Source organism: Nonomuraea sp. NPDC048881 (genome assembly GCF_040649795.1).
In the GTDB taxonomy this organism is placed as follows: Bacteria; Actinomycetota; Actinomycetes; order Streptosporangiales; family Streptosporangiaceae; genus Nonomuraea.
In genome coordinates, this window is record NZ_JBEZGC010000010.1 from 42,556 (window position 1) to 61,113 (window position 18,558).

Annotated in this window: 18 protein-coding genes; 10 read left to right on the top strand and 8 right to left on the bottom strand. The window is 69.9% G+C overall.

Annotation, left to right across the window (positions count from 1 at the left end):
- Positions 1-50: 50 nt before the first annotated feature.
- The 4 genes from AB0C33_RS32085 to AB0C33_RS32100 are packed head-to-tail and all read right to left on the bottom strand — an operon-like array spanning position 51 to position 4,179.
- Positions 51-1,286, bottom strand: a complete 1,236-nt coding sequence (locus AB0C33_RS32085; RefSeq protein ID WP_358294353.1) for a S8 family serine peptidase — start codon at positions 1,284-1,286, stop codon at positions 51-53.
- Positions 1,280-2,002: a hypothetical protein gene (locus tag AB0C33_RS32090; RefSeq protein WP_358294354.1), complete on the bottom strand. Its 723-nt coding sequence runs from the start codon at positions 2,000-2,002 to the stop codon at positions 1,280-1,282. Before AB0C33_RS32090 ends, AB0C33_RS32085 begins: the two co-directional genes overlap by 7 nt.
- A 46-nt stretch (positions 2,003-2,048) precedes the next feature.
- Positions 2,049-3,230 (bottom strand): adenylyltransferase/sulfurtransferase MoeZ, encoded by a 1,182-nt coding sequence (gene moeZ / locus AB0C33_RS32095; protein WP_358294355.1) that lies wholly within the window; start codon positions 3,228-3,230, stop codon positions 2,049-2,051.
- A 43-nt stretch (positions 3,231-3,273) separates the two neighbouring features.
- Entirely contained in the window at positions 3,274-4,179 is a 906-nt protein-coding gene (locus AB0C33_RS32100) for an alpha/beta hydrolase (protein ID WP_358294356.1), read from the bottom strand.
- Positions 4,180-4,939: 760 nt separating this feature from the next.
- On the opposite strand from AB0C33_RS32100, the gene AB0C33_RS32105 reads away from it, so the two are divergent.
- Together AB0C33_RS32105 and AB0C33_RS32110 are read left to right on the top strand one after the other, a co-directional pair.
- Positions 4,940-5,332, top strand: coding sequence for a hypothetical protein (locus AB0C33_RS32105; protein WP_358294357.1), 393 nt, complete (start codon positions 4,940-4,942; stop codon positions 5,330-5,332).
- Between the two features lie 457 nt (positions 5,333-5,789).
- Positions 5,790-6,200 carry a hypothetical protein gene (locus AB0C33_RS32110; protein ID WP_358294358.1) on the top strand — a complete coding sequence of 137 codons (411 nt, stop codon included), beginning with the start codon at positions 5,790-5,792 and terminating at the stop codon, positions 6,198-6,200.
- Positions 6,201-6,552: 352 nt separating this feature from the next.
- Here AB0C33_RS32110 and AB0C33_RS32115 read toward each other — a convergent pair whose 3' ends face one another.
- From AB0C33_RS32115 to AB0C33_RS32125, 3 genes are all read right to left on the bottom strand, one after another.
- A complete protein-coding gene (locus AB0C33_RS32115) occupies positions 6,553-6,876 on the bottom strand; it encodes a hypothetical protein (protein ID WP_358294359.1) in 324 nt (107 codons plus the stop codon).
- A 366-nt stretch (positions 6,877-7,242) separates the two neighbouring features.
- On the bottom strand, positions 7,243-7,614 hold the full coding sequence (locus tag AB0C33_RS32120) for a hypothetical protein (RefSeq protein ID WP_358294360.1): 372 nt from the start codon (positions 7,612-7,614) through the stop codon (positions 7,243-7,245).
- 1,387 nt (positions 7,615-9,001) lie between these two features.
- Positions 9,002-9,916 (bottom strand): Ku protein, encoded by a 915-nt coding sequence (locus AB0C33_RS32125; protein WP_358294361.1) that lies wholly within the window; start codon positions 9,914-9,916, stop codon positions 9,002-9,004.
- An 81-nt stretch (positions 9,917-9,997) separates the two neighbouring features.
- On the opposite strand from AB0C33_RS32125, the gene ligD (AB0C33_RS32130) reads away from it, so the two are divergent.
- From ligD (AB0C33_RS32130) to AB0C33_RS32150, 5 genes are all read left to right on the top strand, one after another.
- Entirely contained in the window at positions 9,998-10,879 is an 882-nt protein-coding gene (gene ligD / locus AB0C33_RS32130; protein WP_358294362.1) for a non-homologous end-joining DNA ligase, read from the top strand.
- Positions 10,876-11,751: a non-homologous end-joining DNA ligase gene (ligD, locus tag AB0C33_RS32135; protein ID WP_358294363.1), complete on the top strand. Its 876-nt coding sequence runs from the start codon at positions 10,876-10,878 to the stop codon at positions 11,749-11,751. The genes ligD (AB0C33_RS32130) and ligD (AB0C33_RS32135) overlap by 4 nt, the downstream gene beginning before the upstream one ends.
- A 43-nt stretch (positions 11,752-11,794) precedes the next feature.
- Positions 11,795-12,004, top strand: coding sequence for a hypothetical protein (locus AB0C33_RS32140; protein WP_358294364.1), 210 nt, complete (start codon positions 11,795-11,797; stop codon positions 12,002-12,004).
- A gap of 108 nt (positions 12,005-12,112) precedes the next feature.
- Positions 12,113-12,733 carry a TetR/AcrR family transcriptional regulator gene (locus AB0C33_RS32145; protein WP_352319259.1) on the top strand — a complete coding sequence of 207 codons (621 nt, stop codon included), beginning with the start codon at positions 12,113-12,115 and terminating at the stop codon, positions 12,731-12,733.
- 91 nt (positions 12,734-12,824) lie between these two features.
- On the top strand, positions 12,825-13,055 hold the full coding sequence (locus AB0C33_RS32150) for a DUF3107 domain-containing protein (protein ID WP_358294365.1): 231 nt from the start codon (positions 12,825-12,827) through the stop codon (positions 13,053-13,055).
- 525 nt (positions 13,056-13,580) lie between these two features.
- On the opposite strand, the gene AB0C33_RS32155 is transcribed toward AB0C33_RS32150, so the two are convergent.
- Positions 13,581-14,234: a ferritin-like fold-containing protein gene (locus AB0C33_RS32155; RefSeq protein ID WP_358294366.1), complete on the bottom strand. Its 654-nt coding sequence runs from the start codon at positions 14,232-14,234 to the stop codon at positions 13,581-13,583.
- Between the two features lie 350 nt (positions 14,235-14,584).
- Here AB0C33_RS32155 and AB0C33_RS32160 point away from each other — a divergent pair, with 350 nt between their 5' ends.
- The 3 genes from AB0C33_RS32160 (at position 14,585) to AB0C33_RS32170 (ending at position 18,557) form a co-directional block, all read left to right on the top strand.
- Entirely contained in the window at positions 14,585-16,435 is a 1,851-nt protein-coding gene (locus tag AB0C33_RS32160) for a DEAD/DEAH box helicase (RefSeq protein WP_358294367.1), read from the top strand.
- 312 nt (positions 16,436-16,747) lie between these two features.
- A complete protein-coding gene (locus AB0C33_RS32165) occupies positions 16,748-17,638 on the top strand; it encodes an alpha/beta hydrolase (RefSeq protein WP_358294368.1) in 891 nt (296 codons plus the stop codon).
- 13 nt (positions 17,639-17,651) lie between these two features.
- Positions 17,652-18,557, top strand: coding sequence for an oxygenase MpaB family protein (locus tag AB0C33_RS32170; protein ID WP_358294369.1), 906 nt, complete (start codon positions 17,652-17,654; stop codon positions 18,555-18,557).
- The last annotated feature ends 1 nt before the right edge of the window (position 18,558 follow it).

An 18,558-nucleotide genomic window follows, 5' to 3' on the forward strand; every position in this document is an offset into this window, starting at 1 on the left:
CTCGTTCCCGCGGTTGGTCGGTGTCTATTTCGTCCCCGTTAGCAGGCGGATCATGCGTCGTGTGCGCCGTGGTCGCGTCGTACGCGTCTGACCAGGAAGAAGATGACCGCCAGCGACGCGAGCGCGCCGCCCGCGGCGCCCGCGGCGACGGCCGCGTAGATCGTCACGCGCCGGTGGTCCCTCGCGGTGACCCGGATGGGCCCGGCCGGGCCGCCCGCCAGGGGCCGGGCGGGGTCCTGGGCCTGCGGGCCGGTCGCGGTCTCGGTGTGCGTGGCCAGGCGGGCGGCCTCGGCCAGGGCCCTGCGGGCGTTGACGACGCCGAAGCCGGTGCCGGTGTCGTAGCCGCCGGGCGGCCGGTCGTCGGCGCTGTCGGCGAGCGCCTGGACGACCAGCGGCGGCGACATCTGCGGATATTTTGCCTTGATGAGGGCGGCGACCCCCGAGACGAGCGCGGTCGCCTGCGAGGTGCCCCGGCCGACCCAGTACTCGTCGCCGGGCCCCGCGCCCATGATGTCCACGCCCGGCGCGGCCACCAGCACCGAGGAGTTCCAGTTGGAGAACGTGGCCCGGCGCAGCCGCCGGTCGGTCGCCCCCACCGACACCACGCCGGGGAAGGACGCCGGGTAGGAGTAGGGCGCGAAGTCACCGGCGGTCTTCCTGTCGCCGTCGTTGCCTGCCGCGGCCACCAGCACGACGCCCCTGGAGATGGCGTACCGGATGGCCGCCCGTTCCTCCCGGGTCGCGAGCTCCTTGGAGATCGACATGTTGACGACGTCCGCGCCCTGGTCGACCGCGTAGCGGATGCCCCTGGCCACGACGTCCTCGAAGCGCTCGGCCGAGTTGAACTCCCTGAACCCCGGCTCCTCGTCCTCCAGGATGACCCGTACCGACAGGACGCCGGCCTCGGGCGCGACGCCGATGACGCCCTTCCTTCCGCCCGGCCCGTGGCCGTGCCCGGCGATCAGGGAGGCCATGTACGTGCCGTGCAGCCGCGGCGGCGCGACGCCCGGCGGGTTCGCGCCCGCGGTGAAGTCCCGGCCCACGGTCACCGAGCCGGCCAGGTCGCGGTGGGCCGGATCGACCCCGGAGTCGAGCACGGCCACCGTGACCCCCGAGCCCTTGGTGACGCGCCAGGCCGCGGGCAGGTCGAGCGTCTCGATCACGGCCCGCTGGCCGCCGCGCACGTCGTCGTCGGCGTGGGCGCAGGCGGGCAGGGCGGCGGGAAGAACCGCGAGAAGGACCGCGGGAGCGGCGGACAGCGCCTTCGCGGCGCGCCGGCTCAGCACCGCCATCCCTCGGCCGCGCAGTCGGGCATGCGGGGCGTGCTGAGGTCGAGCAGCACGCGTTCGGACAGCTCGGCGGCGAAGGCGAAGATCGCCGGACGTGACTCGCCGGACGTGGTCGCGGGCCGCCCGTCCACCTGGCCCGCCGTGGTCAGCACGACGTACGGCCCCGCCTGGCGCACCGACCCGGCCTGCCGCATCGAGGGGGTGAACCGTTCGGCGACCGTGCCCGTGAAGCTGAGCGGCCGCAGCCCCGGCACGGGCTTGCCGTTGTCGGCGAACGCGCTCCTGGCCCGGACCGCGCGTGACTCGTCGGGCAGCGCCACCACGCCCACGGTGACGAGCACCCCGCGCAGCGCGTCGATGTAGGTGGCCCGCAGCACGCCCCGGCAGCCCGCCTCGCGCAACGTCCTGACCGCCTTCGCGTCGACGGACTCGGCGCCGCAGCCGGTGTGCGGCGAGATGCCGATGCGCTCGGCCCGCTCCTGCCCGCCCTGCTCGGCCGCGTACGGCAGAGCAGCGGGGAAGACGCGCCCGGCGGGCCAGGCACGCCAGCGTTCGGCGACCTCGCGCGTGGCGGCGGCACGCAGCTCGGACGCGCTCGGGCCGCGGGTCAGCTCGGTGCCCGCCGCGCTCCCGGCCACCCCGGCGGCCACCGCGCAGACCAGGGTCAGCGCGGAGGACACCACCAGGGTGGGCCAGGGGCGGGCGTGGTTCACGACACCGACCTTAAGCGCCTCGGCGGGAGGTTCCCCGGAAAACGCCTCAGTAGCTGGGCAGGCTGGGGTCGACCGTCTTGACCCAGCTCAGCACCCCGCCACCGACGTGCACCGCGTCGGCGAAGCCCGCGTTCTTGACGATCGCCAGGGCCTCGGCCGAGCGCGCGCCCGACTTGCAGTGGAGCACGATGCGCTTGTCCTGGGGCAGCTTCTCCAGGGCCGAGCCGTTGAGGAACTCGCCCTTGGGGATCAGCGTGGCGCCCGGGATGGAGACGATCTCGTACTCGTTGATCTCGCGGACGTCGACCACGTAGATGTTGTCGCCCTTGTCCATCATGGACTTGAGCTCCCGCGCGGTGATCGTGGAGCCGCTGGCGGCCTGCGCGGCCTCGTCGGAGATCGCGCCGCAGAACGCCTCGTAGTCCTCCAGCAGCTCGGTGACCGTCGGGTTCTTGCCGCACAGCACGCACTCGGGGTCCTTGCGGACCTTGACGTCCCGGTACTTCATCTCCAGGGCGTCGTAGATCATCAGCCGGCCGACGAGCGGGTCGCCGATGCCCGTCAGCAGCTTGATGGCCTCGTTGACCTGGATCGAGCCGATCGACGCGCACAGCACGCCGAGCACGCCGCCCTCGGCGCACGACGGCACCATGCCGGGAGGCGGGGGCTCGGGGTAGAGGCAGCGGTAGCAGGGCCCGTGCTCGGCCCAGAACACGCTGGCCTGGCCGTCGAAACGGTAGATCGAGCCCCAGACGTACGGCTTGCCGAGCAGCACGGCGGCGTCGTTCACCATGTAGCGGGTGGCGAAGTTGTCCGTGCCGTCGACGATGAGGTCGTAGCCGGAGAAGATCTCCATGACGTTCTCGGTGGTCAGGGTCGCGTTGTGGACGACGACCTCGACCAGCGGGTTGATCTCGCGGACAGACGCCGCGGCGCTCTCGGCCTTCAGCCTGCCCACGTCGGACTGGCCGTGGATGATCTGGCGCTGCAGGTTGGACTCATCGACGACGTCGAAGTCGATGATGCCGAGGGTGCCGACGCCCGCCGCGGCCAGGTACATCAGGGCGGGCGAGCCCAGGCCGCCGGCGCCCACGCACAGCACCTTGGCGTTCTTCAGCCGCTTCTGCCCGGCCATCCCGACATCGGGGATGATCAGGTGGCGCGAGTAGCGGCGCACTTCGTCTACGGTCAGCTCTGTGGCCGGCTCGACCAGCGGTGGCAACGACACGTTCTACGCTCCCGTTTCAGGGGGTCACATCTCTAGCTGAAACCTACTCGGCGAGTGGGGCATTCCCCAATCTCGTCTCACCGATCAGACGGCGTGCCTCCGCCGCCACCACGCGGGGCATCTCCATCATCGCCACGTGCCCCGCCGTCGGCAGCAGCACGAGCCTGACCTGCCGGAACGTACGGGCCGCCTTCGCCGCCATGGCCGGGCGCACCAGGCGGTCGTGCCGGCCGTGGACGATGAGCGTCGGGGCCTTCACCTTGGCCGCCTGGCGCCACAGGTTGTCCTCGCCCCGCCGGAAGTACTCGGCCACGATGCCCCGCGCCGAGCCGATCATGGCCTCCCCCGCGTACGGGACGTCGTCGCGCCGGCGCATCTCCTCCACGGCGTCGGCCAGGCGCACCGGGTGGACGGCGTTCACGTCCGCCCAGACCATGGCGAAGGAGGCGTTGATGCGCTGCTCGGCGGGGAGCAGGCGCAGCTTGCCGGCGAACCACTCGCCCACCCTGGGCACGGCGGCGGCGGCCACGCGGACCGGGCCGTACCTGGGGAGCAGGTCGGGCAGGGCGGGCGAGACGAGCGTGAGCGAGCGGACCAGGTCGGGCCTGGCCGCGGCGACCCGCACCGCGACCGCGCCGCCCAGCGAGTTGCCGAACAGGTGGGCCGGGCCCGTGTGCTCCATCAGCCCGATCACCGCCGCGGCGTGGCCGGCCACCGTGTAGTCGCCGTCCCGCGGCGCCGGGGAGAAGCCCGCGCCGGGCAGGTCGAGGGCGTGGCCGGTGACGGTGTCCTTGAGCTCGTCCATGAGGTCGGTCCAGTTGGTGGCCGAGCCCGCCAGCCCGTGGACGAACACGGCCTGCTCGGCCGGGCCGCCGTCGGGGGTGGATCGCACGTGCACCGGGCCGATCATGCGTCCCGGCCAGTGAGGGACCGGCTCCACCGCTGTCATACGTCCTCCTTGTCGCTCTTCCACGATAACCAGCGCGCTCAGGCGGGGTCTGCATTCCGTACAGACGCCGCTTTCGCTGACCTATCAGAGCAGCACTGGACATACGGGACGCGCAGGGGGTCGCGCCCGCGAGCGGACATGGGGCAGGCCCGAAATTTCCGCTCATAGATGTCTAATGGATCTCTTGGCGGCTTAAGTGTGCGGCAAAAGCTGTCTGTCCCCGTTTACCAGGTTCGAGACGGGTAAGCATCAGGAACGGATACAGTGCGCGACCTACCGGACACTCTTGGTTAGCGATCGGGAAGTCGCGGTCACCGGAAATCCATCGGGGAAGCGTAACGGCATTTCCCGAACGATCCCGACGACAGCATCGTCCAGCATTTCTCATGCCTGGCGCACAGGTGTGCCGGCGAGCATTTTCTGCACGCCGTAAATACACGCGCGGCCGCCGCCTTCCGGCGTTTATGGCCGTGCCGTCATTTCACGAGAAAAGCGCGGCCGACGCTGTCGGAACCCGATGTGATGGGCACTCCGTCATATGCGCATAATCGGACATATCATGGCATTTCATTCGATAGAGCTGTAATGCAAGCAATAAGATTGCTAATGCATAGCAAAATAGGGCCACTCCTGTTTGCTGTAGCTCTGTCTCGGAAATGACATTTCACGGATGGCTCATCAGCTAGTCGTTCAAGACCTGGTTCCCGGCCTCTCGGGAACGTCGAGAACGGGGCAACCAATCCTTTAGGGGGAAAACGCAATGCCCAAGCTCAAAAGTGTTATCGCAGGTCTGGCCGTCAGCACCGCGCTGACCGGCGGCGTGGTCAGCCTGGGCGCGACGACCACCGCCAACGCCAGCACCGCCAACAACGTCACCAGCCCGACGACCCTCAGCTGGGGCGATGGGGACGGTCACGGCTGGTGGCACCGTCGCCACCACCGCTGCAACAGGAACCGCCACGGCTGGGGCGGCGGCTGGGGCGGCGGCGGCTGGGGCTGGGGCGGCGGCTGGGGTGGCGGCTGGCGCCGGCACCACCGCGGCGGCGGCGTCTGCGTCAAGATCTTCAACGAGAACACGAACGACAACACCGAGACGAGGACCAACAACGAGCTGCGCGAGGACCGTCGCGCGCGCGGCGACCGCGACGACTGATCGCGCGGGAATGGTGCCCGTAATCCATGGATGGTCGCTCTTCACGGCGAAGTGAATCCGACCGGCGAGTACTGGGCTCTCAGGAAGTGACCGCACCCGGACCTTGCTGTCCTGCCTGAGAATCCATTCTCCTCTGTCACCGCGGCAATTCCCGGTGAGGGCTCCACTGGCATTCTGCCGGTGGGGCCCTCACTTGCGTTCTCCCTTGAATGCGGGCCCGTCTCCCCTGATGCCGGACCCCGCGGCCCTGATAGTCCGAAATGTCCGATTATGCACCATGATGCTCCATAGTGTCGGACAAGAGAGGACAATGTCCGTTTGTGGGGTATTCGGTCGGATATACCCCTGGCATGGATGTTCGCTAGCGGGCATCCACGCCGCTCCACAGAAATCCGGAAGGCTCGGATTACGCGGAGCGGCGAGTACGGGGCAATCAATCCTTTTAGGGGGAAACACAATGCCCAAGCTCAAAAGTGTTATCGCAGGGCTCGCCATGGGCACCGCGCTGACCGGCGGTGTGGTCAGCGCGGGCGCGGCGACCACCGTCACCGGCGCGAGCGCTGCCAGCGTCACCGGCTCGGCCACCGCGGCCACCCTCGCCGGCTGCTTCCGGGAGGTCCGGTGCGGCTGGGGCGGCTGGGGCCGCAGCTGGGGCAACCGCTGGGGCGGCGGCTGCCACCGCCGCTGCGGCGGCGGCTGGGGCTGGGGCCGCGGGGGCGGCTGGGGCTGGGGTCGCGGCGGCGGCTGGGGCTGGCGGCGTAACAACGCCCCCCGGGTCCGCGTCGTCATCCACAACTCCAACCACAACAGCAACCACAACAACACCAACGTGCAGCGGCACGACGAGCGCGAGCACCACGACGACTAGGCGGCGGTCTCACCCGGGGACGGCCCGCCCAGCGAGAGCCCACCTGAGAACTGAGACCACGCCGACGTAGAGGAGTGCCCGCATCCGGCCGACCCGCTCTCTCGACGGAGAGCGAGGATCGCCTCCCGGATGCGGGCACTCGACGTGTCCCGCGTCCTTCCCGAGCCGGCCCGCCCCTCGGCGCCGCACAGGGATCGTCATCCGGTGCCATGACCGTACGGACAAGAAGGTGAAACGAGTGAGTGCCCGCATTCCCTGCCAGGAGCTCGTTCTCGACGAGAACGAAAGTCCGGTGGGATGCGGGCACTCGGTCGCGCGATCACGGTTCGCGCTCCGGGTTCAGAACCTGCGGTCAGCTCCAGTCGCGGTCGGCGTCGTCAGCGCGGACCCGCTGGCGGACGTCATGCGCGATCGCGTCGCGGTTCCGGTTCCGGTTGACGATGATGATTTTGATCCTGGGGAGCCGGTGGCGACGCCAGTTGTTGCGCCAGCCCCAGCCGCCGCCGCACCACGAGCGGCGGAAGCAGCCGGACAGAGTGGTGGTGGTCGCCCCGGTGGTGACGTTGGTGGCGGCTTCGGCGCTGGTGGTCGTGGTCGCCGCGCCGAGGGCGATCACTCCGCCGCTCAGGGCCGTGCTCATGGCGAGCCCTGCGACAATACTCTTGAGCTTGGGCATTGCGTTTCCTCCTAAAGGTTTGGATGCCCCGTTTCTCGACGCTTCCGGATTCCCAGGAAACGACGTGGACGGTATGGCTTGCCATGCCTGCCATCCATGACCTTGATATATCCCCATGAATAGCCAGCAAACCGCAATTGTCCTCTTTTGCCGGTAGGCACAGATTTGCATGGCGACTCGCGCGCAAACGCAAGTGAGGGCTCCCCGGCCGATGCCGGTGAAGCCCTCACCAGAATTTCCGAAGGCGCGGAGAGAATGAACCCTCCGGCGCGCCGGGCCGTAATTCAGGCCATTGTCCGAGCCCGGTACCCGGTGGTCGAATTCAGCGCGGCGCCGCCTTCATGAGGATGACGGTTCCGTCCGCCGTCAGCGCCAGTCGCGGTCGCGGTCGTGGTCACGGTCGTGGTCGCGGACCATCGGGCGCGCGGTTTCGTTGTCCGTCACCCGGTTGCGGTTGAAGTTGCGGTTGTGGATGGTGACCTTCACCTTGCCCACGCGGTTGCCGTGACGGCGCCAGCCCCAGCCGCCGCCCCAGCCGCCCCAGTTGTTGCCCCATCCCCAGCCACCGCACCGGGACCTGCGGAAGCAGCCGGCCTGGAAGCTGGTGGACGTGACGACACCGGCGCTGGTGGCGGCGTCGGCGCTGGTCGCGGTGGTCGCCGCACCGAGCGCTACGACACCGCCGCCCATGGCCGTGCTGACGGCGAGGCCTGCGAGAATACTCTTGAGCTTGGGCATTGCGTTTCCCCCTAAAGGATTGGTTGCCCCGTTCTCAACGCTCCCCGGTTGCCAGGGAACTGCCCTTGGACGACCTGTGATGAGCCATCCGTGAAATGTCATTTCCTGGACGCGGGCATGGCAACACAGAACCGCCGCCTTTTTGCTATGCATTAACAGCCTTATTGCTTGCATTAAACATTTATTGACTGATATGCCATGATATGTCCGAATCTATCATGATCGCCGGGCGGGGCGTCCGACACGGATGGGCGGGCCCGGAAACCCCGAGCATCACCCCTCGACCGGCATCAAGTGTCGGTGATCGACCGACTTACCCGGGGCGATTGATGCGGCTTATTGCGATTTGAAGATAATGTCCGCTTTATGGCTAATGGCCGTTATGTGAGCCGGAACGCGGACGGCCGCCCCGGCACACCGCGAGGGCCACATCTTCTGTGCCGCCCTCGGGCCGCACAGGCAGCGCGCCCCCTGCCACGCGACGCTGAGCCCGTCCGGCGGCCCACGCACGTAGGCGCCTACGCTCAGCCACCCAGGCACGTCGCCCCCAGGAAAGGGCATCCACCGCCATGAACACGACCTGCCCGGCCCCCGCCCGCCCTGACGCGGCCACACGGCCACCACTCGCCCAACCCCCTGCTCCGCCCGGTCAGACGCGCGACCACCACTCGCCCAGTCCCCCGCTCCGCCCGGTTGTCCTGCGCGGACCTGACGTTGGACGTCTCACCCGACCAACTCCCTCGCCAGCTCCCGCGCGGTGATCGCCGCACGCCAGTGCGCCTGGTTGGTCCGCCAGGTGTCGTACGCGGCCTGGTCGGTCTCCTGGATCGGGAAGCGGCCAAGCCTCGCAGAGGGATCATTCGGCCCGGGATCGGTGGCTTGTCGCCCTCTCCGCCACCGCAACGGTCGCCTTCGCCGCCCCCGTGCGCGCCTCAGTGCCGCCCCCACCCCTTCCGGCCATGCTGTTCGTCACAGGAGCCGTGGTGGTGCGCTACTTCGCCATGGGGATCCATATCGCCTCAGAAGCTCGTCCCGGCCGCCCATCTACGCCGCCCATCTGCGCCGGCCGGTCTGTCGCCAGGGCGATGGCCATGTCCTTTGCGTCCGCACAGCGCTCGCAGGCGGAAAGGCGTCGCCCGGGGCTTGAGCGCGGGGATGATCGTCGGAGCCCCGCTGGACGGCCTCACCGGCCGGCACACGATTTTCCCCGACTCCTGGCGCCGCAAAGGCGTCCGGCCCTCGCCGGCGGTTCGCGATCGCGCTACAGGGCGTACTGTCGCCGGACCAGCGGAGAGACAGGCACGCGGGTCGGCGGGCACCAGGGCTTCGGTGTCCGGTCCGCACGTCCTGGGGACGTCGTCGTACGGACCTCCGTGGCGGAAGGGGCTCAGGCGGACTTGCGGGCCTTGCGCTTCGGCGGGGCCTTCTCCTCCTCCTTGGCCTCCTCTTCGGCCTCCTCCGCCCCCTTGGACGCCTTGGCGGACTTGCCGCCGCCCGCCGCCTTCTTCGGTTTGGCCGGTTCCCCGGTCCGCTCCCGTTTCGCGGCCTCGACGCTGGCGCGCAGGGCGGCCATGAGGTCCACCGCCGGCCCCGCCTCTTCCTCCTCCGGCGCCGCGACGACCTCCTTGCCCGCCACCTTCGCCTCGATCACCTGCTGCAACGCCTCGCGGTACGTGTCGTGGTACTCGCTCGGGTCGAAGTCCGACTCCATGGTGGTGATCAGTGACTCGGCCATCTTGAGCTCCTGCGCCCGGACCTCGATGTCCTCCTCCAGGAACTCGAAGTCGGGGACGCGGATCTCGTCCGGCCACAACATGGTCTCCAGGACGAACACCCCGTCCCGTACGCGCAGGGTGGCCAGCGACTCCCGCTGCCGCAGCGCCACCTTGACCACGGCCACCTGTCCCGAGCTCTCCAGGGCGTCACGCAACAGCACGTACGGCTTCGCGCCCTGCGCGTCGGGCTCCAGGTAGTACGACTTGGCGAAGTAGATGGGGTCGATCTGCGCGGCCGGGGTGAACTGCAGGACGTCGATCCTGCGGGACGTGCTCAGCGGCAGGTCCTCGAAGTCCTCGTCGGTGAGCACCACCATCTCGCCCGTGGCCAGTTCGTACCCTTTGGCGATGTCCGCGTACGGGACCTCCTCGCCGTCGACCGTGCACACGCGCTTGTAGCGGATCCTGCCGCCGTCGTCCCGGTGGACCTGGTGGAAGCTGACGTCTTTCTGCTCGGTCGCCGAGTAGAGCTTCACGGGGATGGTGACCAGCCCGAAGGAGATCGCACCTTTCCAGATGCTGCGCATGGGCACTCCTCAGCAGTAGCGGGCTCACCATATGGGCACATACCCGTCATGGGGCAACCAATGCCATACCCGATTGAACCAATGCTGGCCGTACCTGGGGAACTACCCTCCGATCGTGACCGGTACGGCCTGGAGGTCAAGTGGGACGGCATCCGCGCGCTCGTGCACCTCGACGGCGTCCTGAGGGTGACGGGACGGCACGGCGTGGAGTACACCCGGCGATACCCCGAAATCTCGGGGTTCGGGGTCAAGAACGCCGTGCTCGACGGCGAGGTCGTGGCACTGGACCGGCGCGGCAGGCCCAGTTTCGTCCGGCTCCAGCACCGCATGCACCTGACCGACCCGGAACCGGCCGTGCTGGAGCTCTACCCCGTCACGTACATGCCCTTCGACCTGCTCTGCCTGGACGGACGGCCGCTGTTCGACCTGGCCTACCGCGACCGCCGCGCGCTCCTCGACGAGCTGGACGTCGGCGCGCCCCCGTACTTCCCCGGGGACTCCGACCTGCTCGCCGCCACGCGGGAGCAGGGCCTGGAAGGCGTGGTGGCCAAGCGCCTCGACTCCCCCTACCGGCCGGGCGTGCGCTCGCCGTGGTGGATCAAGGTCAAGCACCTCAGCACGCGGGACGTCGTGATCGGCGGCTGGAAACCCGGCAAGGGCCGCAGAGCCGGCGGGATCGGCTCACTCGTCATGGGCGTCTTCACCGGTGAAGGGCTGACGTACGTCGGCCACGTGGGAACCGGGTTCACCGACGCCATCCTGGACGACCTCCACCAGGCACTCCGACCTCTGGAGATCCCGCGCAGCCCGTTCGCGAACGCGGTCCCGTGGAGAAATCGGTGGGTTAGGCCCGATCTCGTCGGGGAGGTGGGCTACACCATGTGGACCGACGAGCTGCGGCTGAGACATCCGGTGTGGCGCGGGCTGCGCGCCGACAAGCTCCCCGCGGAGGTGACGCTGTGAAGAAGGTGCCGGTCAGGGTCGACGGGCGCGAGCTGACGCTGAGCAACCTGGACAAGGTGCTCTACCCGGAGATCGGCTTCACCAAGGCCGAGGTCATCGACTACTACAGCCGCGTGGCCCCCGTCCTGCTGCCGCACCTCGCCGGCCGGCCCCTGACCGTCAAGCGGTACCCCAACGGCGTCACCGGCCAGTTCTTCTTCGAGAAGAACGCGCCCGAGCACACACCCGACTGGGTCAGGAAGGTCAACCTGCCCGCCCCCGGCAGCACCAAGGGCCGGGAGAGCATCGACTTCGCCGTCATCGAGGACCTGCCGACGCTCGCCTATTACGCCAACCTGGCCGCGCTGGAGTTGCACGTGCCCCAGTGGCGGGTGGACGACGACGGCGCGGCGCTGCCGCCCGACACACTCGTGTTCGACCTGGACCCGGGCGCGCCGGCGACCATCGTGGAGTGCTGCCGGGTGGCGCTCACGCTGCGCGAGGTGCTGAAGGGCGAGGGGCTCGACGCCAGGCCCAAGACCAGCGGCAACAAGGGCATGCAGCTGTACGCCGACTGGGACTGCCGCGAGGAGCCCTCCGCGTACGCCAAGAGGCTGGCCCAGGGCCTGGAGAAGGAGCACCCGAAGGAGATCGTCAGCGTCATGGCCAAGAAGGCCAGGCCGGGCAAGGTGTTCATCGACTGGAGTCAGAACAATCCGGCCAAGACCACCGTGGCGCCGTACTCGCTGCGGGCCAGGGAGCGGCCGACGGTCTCGACGCCGCTGCTGTGGAAGGAGGTCGAGGACTGTGAACACGCCGATGACCTGGTGTTCACCGCCCCTGACGTACTCGCCAGAGTGGAGAAGCACGGCGACCTTTTCGGCCGGGCGTAGTCTGGACCCGTCCGCACCAAGAGGGGGGCCGAAGATGTCGGAGATGGACACCCGCGGGGACGAGAACGTCTACGACGAGGAGGAAGAAGAGGAGTTGTCGCCGGAGACGCCCGAGGCCGACGCCGCCGAGCAGCATCGCGAGATCCGCCAGGAGGCCGCCCAGGAGCGCCGCGAGCTTCCGCTCGACGCCGACCCCGCCGACGCGGCCGACCAGGACCGCGTCGTCGACTACGACGACGACGACTACCGCTGAGCACGGGCCGCCCGCCAGATCGAGCGTGTATGACGATGACCGCCGAGGTGACGGCTACCCGCACGTAGGATGTCGGCACAGTTCGCTGAGAGACCAATGGAGACCCGCGTGACCGCAACCCCGGACGCGAAGCCCCGGGGCACCCGGCTGCCCCGACTGGCCCGACGCCGGCAACTGCTGAGCGCCGCGCAGGAAGTGTTCGTGGAGAACGGCTACCACGCGGCCGCCATGGACGAGATCGCCGATCGGGCCGGGGTCAGCAAGCCGGTGCTCTACCAGCACTTCCCCGGCAAGCTGGAGCTCTACCTCGCGCTGCTCGACCTGCACGTCGACGACATGGTCAACCGCTGCCGCGAGGCCCTGGCCTCCACCCACGAGAACAAGCTGCGGGTGCAGGCCACGTTCAGCGCGTTCTTCGACTTCGTCTCCACGCAGGGGGAGGCGTTCCGGCTGGTCTTCGAGTCCGACCTGCGCAACGTCGCGCCGGTGCGCCAGCGGGTGGAGCGGTCCCTGCAGGAGTGCGCCGAGATGGTCAGCGCGGTCATCCAGGAGGACACCGGCTGCACCAGCGACGAGGCCCACCTGCTCGGCGTCGGCCTGGTCGGCATGGCCGAGGTGAGCGCCCGCTACTGGGTCACCGCGCAGGGCTCGATCCCCAAGGACGCGGCCGAGCAGCTCATGGCGCGGCTCGCCTGGCGCGGGATCAGCGGTTTTCCGCGTACGGCATAACCCGTTCGCTGGGCGCGATCATTCACCGCCTCCGGGCCTCCGAGCGGCGACGATGGAACCGAGCGCTAACCCAGTCGACTAGGGAGCCACGATGGAAGTCAAGATCGGCGTACGCTCGGTACACCGCGAACTCGTTGTCGAGACTGACCTCTCCGCCGAGCAGGTCGAAGAGGAGATCAGGAACGCGCTGTCGGTAGATCGCGGCGTCTTCGCCATCACCGACGTCAAGGGCCGGCGCGTGGTCGTGCCGGTGGCCTCGCTCGGTTTCGTCGAGATCGGTGGGGACGAGGCCAGGCCGGTCGGCTTCGGCGGCACCCTCTAACCACCCCAAAGGCCCACAACGAGGGTACGGCCACACTCAGCCGTACCCTCACCGGTCGCGCACGCCGCCCGACGCCTCCACCACGTCACGCCGGGAACGCGCCACAGGTCGCACCCGCATCACGGGCCACAGCCCTCGCGTTCGCCCGGTTGTCCGAGGCGGCAGCCCCGGACGTGGCGACGGCGCCGCTCGGCGTGCTCCCGTCTCCGGTCGGCGTGGTGGCGGCTCTGGTCGGCGAGATCCGGTGTGTGATCGGCGTGATCCCGTGTCTGGTCGGCTTGATCCCGTGTCTGGTCGTTCATCGGGCATCCCGCGCTTCCCCTCCGCAGCACGACGCGCGAAGTCCAGCGATTCGGCCCACATCTCGTCAAGGAACTGCCATAGCGGCGCCAGGCCCTCATGTCTGGGACGGTACATCCGTTTCGTCCCCTCGCACCGCCCCACGACCAGACCGGTCTCCTTCGGCACCCGGCAAGACCGAGCTCCCGGGCCCAGCCACCCACGGCCGTCCGTCCACCGGCCGGGCTAGATGCCGAGGGTGGCCATTCGCTTGTTGTGCGCCTCCGTCAGCGTCGCGAAGAGGCGTGAGATGTCAGCAGTCTCGCCCCCCGCCGCCCTGGCCGACTCCACCAGCAGCAACGCCAGCTCCGGCCGCGCCGTCGCCACCTGCTGCCCCTGGCTGAGCGCCTCGCCGACGAGCCGCCGGGCCCACAGCGCCAGCCGCCCGCCCGCCGTCGGGTCGGCCTCGATCCCGGCCCTGACCCGCTCGACGGCGAACTGCGAGCGCGCCTCGTCCACCAGCACCTCGTCCACCAGCTCGACGATCGACGGCTCCAGGTGCCTGGCGGCCTCCCGGTAGAAGTCGAGCGCGATCCCGTCGCCCACGTACGTCTTGACCAGGGCCTGCAGCCAGTCGGCCGGCCGCGTCTGGGCGTGCCAGGCGTCGAGGGCCGCCACGAACGGCGCCATCGCCTCCTCCGGATCGGCCCCCAGCTCGGCCAGACGGTCGCGCAGCAGGCGGAAGTGGGCGTACTCGGCCACGGCCAGCTCGCTGAGCGCGGCGCGGTCGGCGAGCGAGGGCGCCAGGGTGGCGGCGTCCTCGGTCATCCGGGCGTAGGCGCTGAGCTCGGCGTAAGCTAGAACCCCGAGCAGGTCGACGACTCCAGGAGACTCGTTCATGGAGGCAGCGTACTTCCCGAAATATGCGGGAACATAAGCGAGCTCGGCCAGCGTTGTGGTATCGAGTACACTGCTCTGTGAAAGTGCGACCGCACTGTGTTAGTTCGGGGGATTCCCCCGATAACCCCCGATTCCCCGGGTGCGCGGTCGCTGATGACGCGAGAGGGCTGGCTCTACCGCGAGGACCCACGTAACGGGGGCTGTTTTCCGCCCGTCGGTCCCGGCAGGCCCGCCTTCATTTGAGACTGAGGCAGGCCACGCTGACGACTTTCCGAGACCTCGGAGTCACACCAGAGATCGCCGATGCCCTCGAGACCGAGGGTATCGTCACACCGTTCCCCATCCAGGAGATGGCGCTCCCGCTCGCCCTGAGCGGCCAGGACCTCATCGGCCAGGCGCGCACGGGCACGGGCAAGACCTACGCGTTCGGCATCGCGATGCTCCAGAGCATCGGCAAGCCGCGCAAGAACCGCAAGAAGCCCCGCGGGCTGGTCGTCGTGCCGACCCGCGAGCTGGCCGTCCAGGTCAGTGAAGACCTGGTCACCGCGGCCGGCAAGCTCGGCTCCCGAGTCCTGACCGTCTACGGCGGCCGGGCCTACGAGCCGCAGATCGAGGCGCTCAAGGCCGGGGTCGATGTCATCGTCGGCACCCCGGGCCGTCTGCTCGACCTGGTCAAGCAGAAGCACCTCGACCTGAGCCAGGTCACCTCCCTCGTGCTCGACGAGGCCGACCGGATGATGGACCTGGGCTTCCTGCCCGACATCGAGCGGATCTTCAAGCTGATCCCCGCGGAGCGGCAGACGATGTTGTTCTCGGCCACCATGCCGGGCGAGATCGTCTCGCTGTCCCGCAAATACCTCAACCGTCCCACCCACGTACGCGCGGAGATGGAGAGCGGCGAGGGCGAGACCACCCCGCAGGTGCGTCAGATCGTCTGGCGCGCCCACCGGATGGACAAGATCGAGATCGTCGCCCGGCTGCTCCAGGCCGAGGGCCGCGGGCTCACCATGGTCTTCTGCGAGACCAAGCGGGCCTGCGACATGGTCGCCGAACAGCTCGACACGCGTGGTTTCGCGGTCGCGGCCGTCCACGGCGACCTCGGTCAGGGCCAGCGCGAGCAGGCTCTGCGGGCCTTCCGGGCGGGCAAGATCGACGTGCTGGTCGCCACCGACGTGGCGGCCCGCGGCATCGACATCGACGACGTCACCCACGTGGTCAACTACGACTGCCCCTCGGACGACAAGACGTACGTGCACCGCATCGGCCGTACCGGCCGGGCCGGGCGCACGGGCATCTCGGTCACCTTCGTGGAGTGGGAGGAGCTGACCCGCTGGAAGATGATCAACCAGATGCTCGGGCTCGACTTCGCCGAGCCGGAGGAGACCTACTCCACCTCGCCGCACGTCTACACCGAGCTGAACATCCCCGCCGGCACCAAGGGCGTCCTGCCGCACGCGAGCCGTTCGCGCGCCGGGCTGGCCGCGGAGCGCATCGAGGACCTCGGTGAGACCGGCCGGAGCCGCACCCGCGGCGGCGGCAAGGGCCGGCGCGAGGAGCGCGAAGAGCGGGAGCGCCCGGCCCGCGCCCAGCGCCAGCGTCGCCGCACCCGCGGCGGCAGGGAACTGGCCGAAACCGCACCCGCCGAGACGCCGGAGGTCGAGATCGTGGCCGCCAAGACGGAGGAGACTCCCGCCATCTTCACGCCCGACGAGGTCCAGACGGCGGCCGCCGAGCCGAAGCGCACGCGCGTCCGCAGCAGGGGGGCCGCGTCGTCGGCCATCGAGCAGGCGCTGGCCGAGACACCGGAGAAGACCCCGGTGAAGCGGACCCGCTCCCGCAAGGCCGACCAGCCCCAGGCCGCCGACCCGCGGCCGCGCGAGGAGGCCGCCGAGGCGCCCGCGCGGAGCCGTGCTGCCGAGGCCGCTCCGGTGGAGCCGGTCCGGAGCCGGGCGGCCGAGGCCGCGCCCGAGCCGGTCGTGGAGTCCGTGCCGCAGCCGAGCTTCCTGGCCACGCCTCCGCCGCCGGTCCACAAGGAGCCGGAGCGGATCATCCCGCCGAGCCCGTTCGCGGTGATCTTCCAGTCACCCGACCTGGCCACGGACGACGATGACATCGCGCCGTCGGCGGCGACCGAGCGCAAGCAGCAGCGCCGCCAGGCCCGTGGCGGTGGCGGTGGCGGCAACCGCCGCCGCGCAGGCTAGCGACGACGAGAAGGAGGCGCGCATCCCGTTCGCGGGGTGCGCGCCTTTTTCGTCCGTACGGCACCGGCGCCGGGAGGGAGCCCTACGCGCCCCTCACGGCCTCGCGGACGCACCGCCCGACATATGCGCCCTCCGGGCATCGCAGGACCCCAGAGGCCGCCTCAGAGCCCGCCACGCCCCACTGGGGACGAGGACGTCGCCCACCCGCCTCCGGAGCGTGAAAGCCGCAAAGCTCACAACTCACCACAACTCGCATCAGCGTCGAAGCTTTGCCGGTGTCGAGGCGCTGACCTCTGGGTATTGTTGCCCCACGTGAGTACGCCGCGATTCCTCGACCTGCCACCCGGTGTGACGCCGCAGAAGCTCGAAACGCCCCATGGCGCGTTCGCGGCTCTGGAGGCGCTTCCGGTCAGCGGGGTGGTCGAGCGCTGGCCCGCCCTCCTGGTCCCCGGCCTGACCGGCAGCAAGGAGGACTTCATCGCGGTCCTGATGACCCTGGCCCAGTCCGGTCGCCGGGTGGTGGCCGTCGACCTGCGCGGCCAGTACGAGACCCCGGGCCCCGACGACCCCGCCGCCTACACCTGCGCCGCACTCGGGGCCGACGTCGACCTGATGGCCCAGGCCATCGGCGGCGGCGACCCCGTCCACCTGGTGGGCCACTCCTTCGGCGGCCTGGTCGGCCGGGAGGCCGTGATCGACGGGCGCACCCGGTTCGCCTCGTTCACGCTGATGAGCTCGGGCCCGGCGGCCATCGAGGGCAGGCGGGCGCGCAACGGCCGGGAGATCATGGAGGAGATCCCGGCCCTGGGGCTCGAACACCTCTGGCACCACCGGATGGAGCCCGAGGCGCTGGCCGCCGACGTCTCCGACGAGATCCTGGCGTTCCTGCGCAGGCGGCTGCTGACCAACTCCCCCACCGGCCTGGCCCGCATGGCCGAGCAGGTCCTGCACGCCCACGACCGCACCGACGAGCTGCGCGAGATCGAGATCCCCACCCTGGTCCTCTACGGCGAGCACGACGACGGCTGGTCGCCCGAGACCCAGTCGGAGACGGCCGCCCGGCTCGGCGCCGACTGCGTGGTCGTGCCCGGCGCGGTCCACTCCCCCGCCGTCGAGGCGCCGGAGACGACGGCCGCCGCGCTGGTCAGGTTCTGGAACGCGGCCGAGAAGCACTATTTGGACACGAGGTCCAACGCCATGTGATCATTCACTTACCATGACGGACGAACTCGTCGTCCAGGCGCCGCGGAGCGCGACCTGGCAGGTGCATCTCGACCGTTCGATGTGGGTGGGCGGCGTACGCGGCCTCATGTTGCAGGCGCTGCACCCGCTGGCCATGCTCGGCGTCTGGCAGAACTCCACCTTCCAGGACGACCCCTTCGGCCGCCTGCGCCGCACCGCCGACTTCGTGGGCCGGGTGACGTTCGGCAGCCCGGCCGAGGCCGACGAGATCGGCAGGCGGGTGCGCGGCATCCACAAGGCGCTGCGCATCACCGATCCGCGCACCGGCCGCACGCACCGGGTGGACGACCCGGAGCTGCTGCTGTGGGTCCACTGCGCGGAGGTGTCGTCCTACCTGGAGGTGGCCAGGCGCGGCGGGCTCGGGCTGAACGAGCGGCAGGCCGACCGCTACCTGCGCGAGCAGCGCAGGAGCGCCTCCTACGTCGGGCTGCACCCCGAGGACGTGCCGGGCTCGTGCGCCGAGATGGACGCCTACTTCAAGCAGGCCCGGCCCGCCCTGCGGGTGACCGAGGAGGCGGCGGCGGCCGTGCGGTTCCTGCTGTGGCCCCGGCTGCCGCGCGAGCTGCGCATGTTGTCGCCGGGCAAACCGGCCTACTTCCCCTTCGGCGCGCTCTGCTACTACACGCTCCCGGAGTGGGCCCGCCGCATGTACGGCGTGCTGCCCGAGGTGCCCCCGGCGACGGTCACCGCGGCCCTGAGGGCGTTCCGGCTGGGCATGAACGCGCTGCCGGAGCCGGTGCACGACCGGGCGTTCATGCCCTCGACGCGGACGATGCTGGCGGGCGCGCGGGCCCGGCTCGGCGCGGCCGGCTACGACCTCAGCAAGGGGCTGAAGGGCCTGACCGACCCCCGTCGCTGGCCGGCGGCGCGGGCCGCCTGAC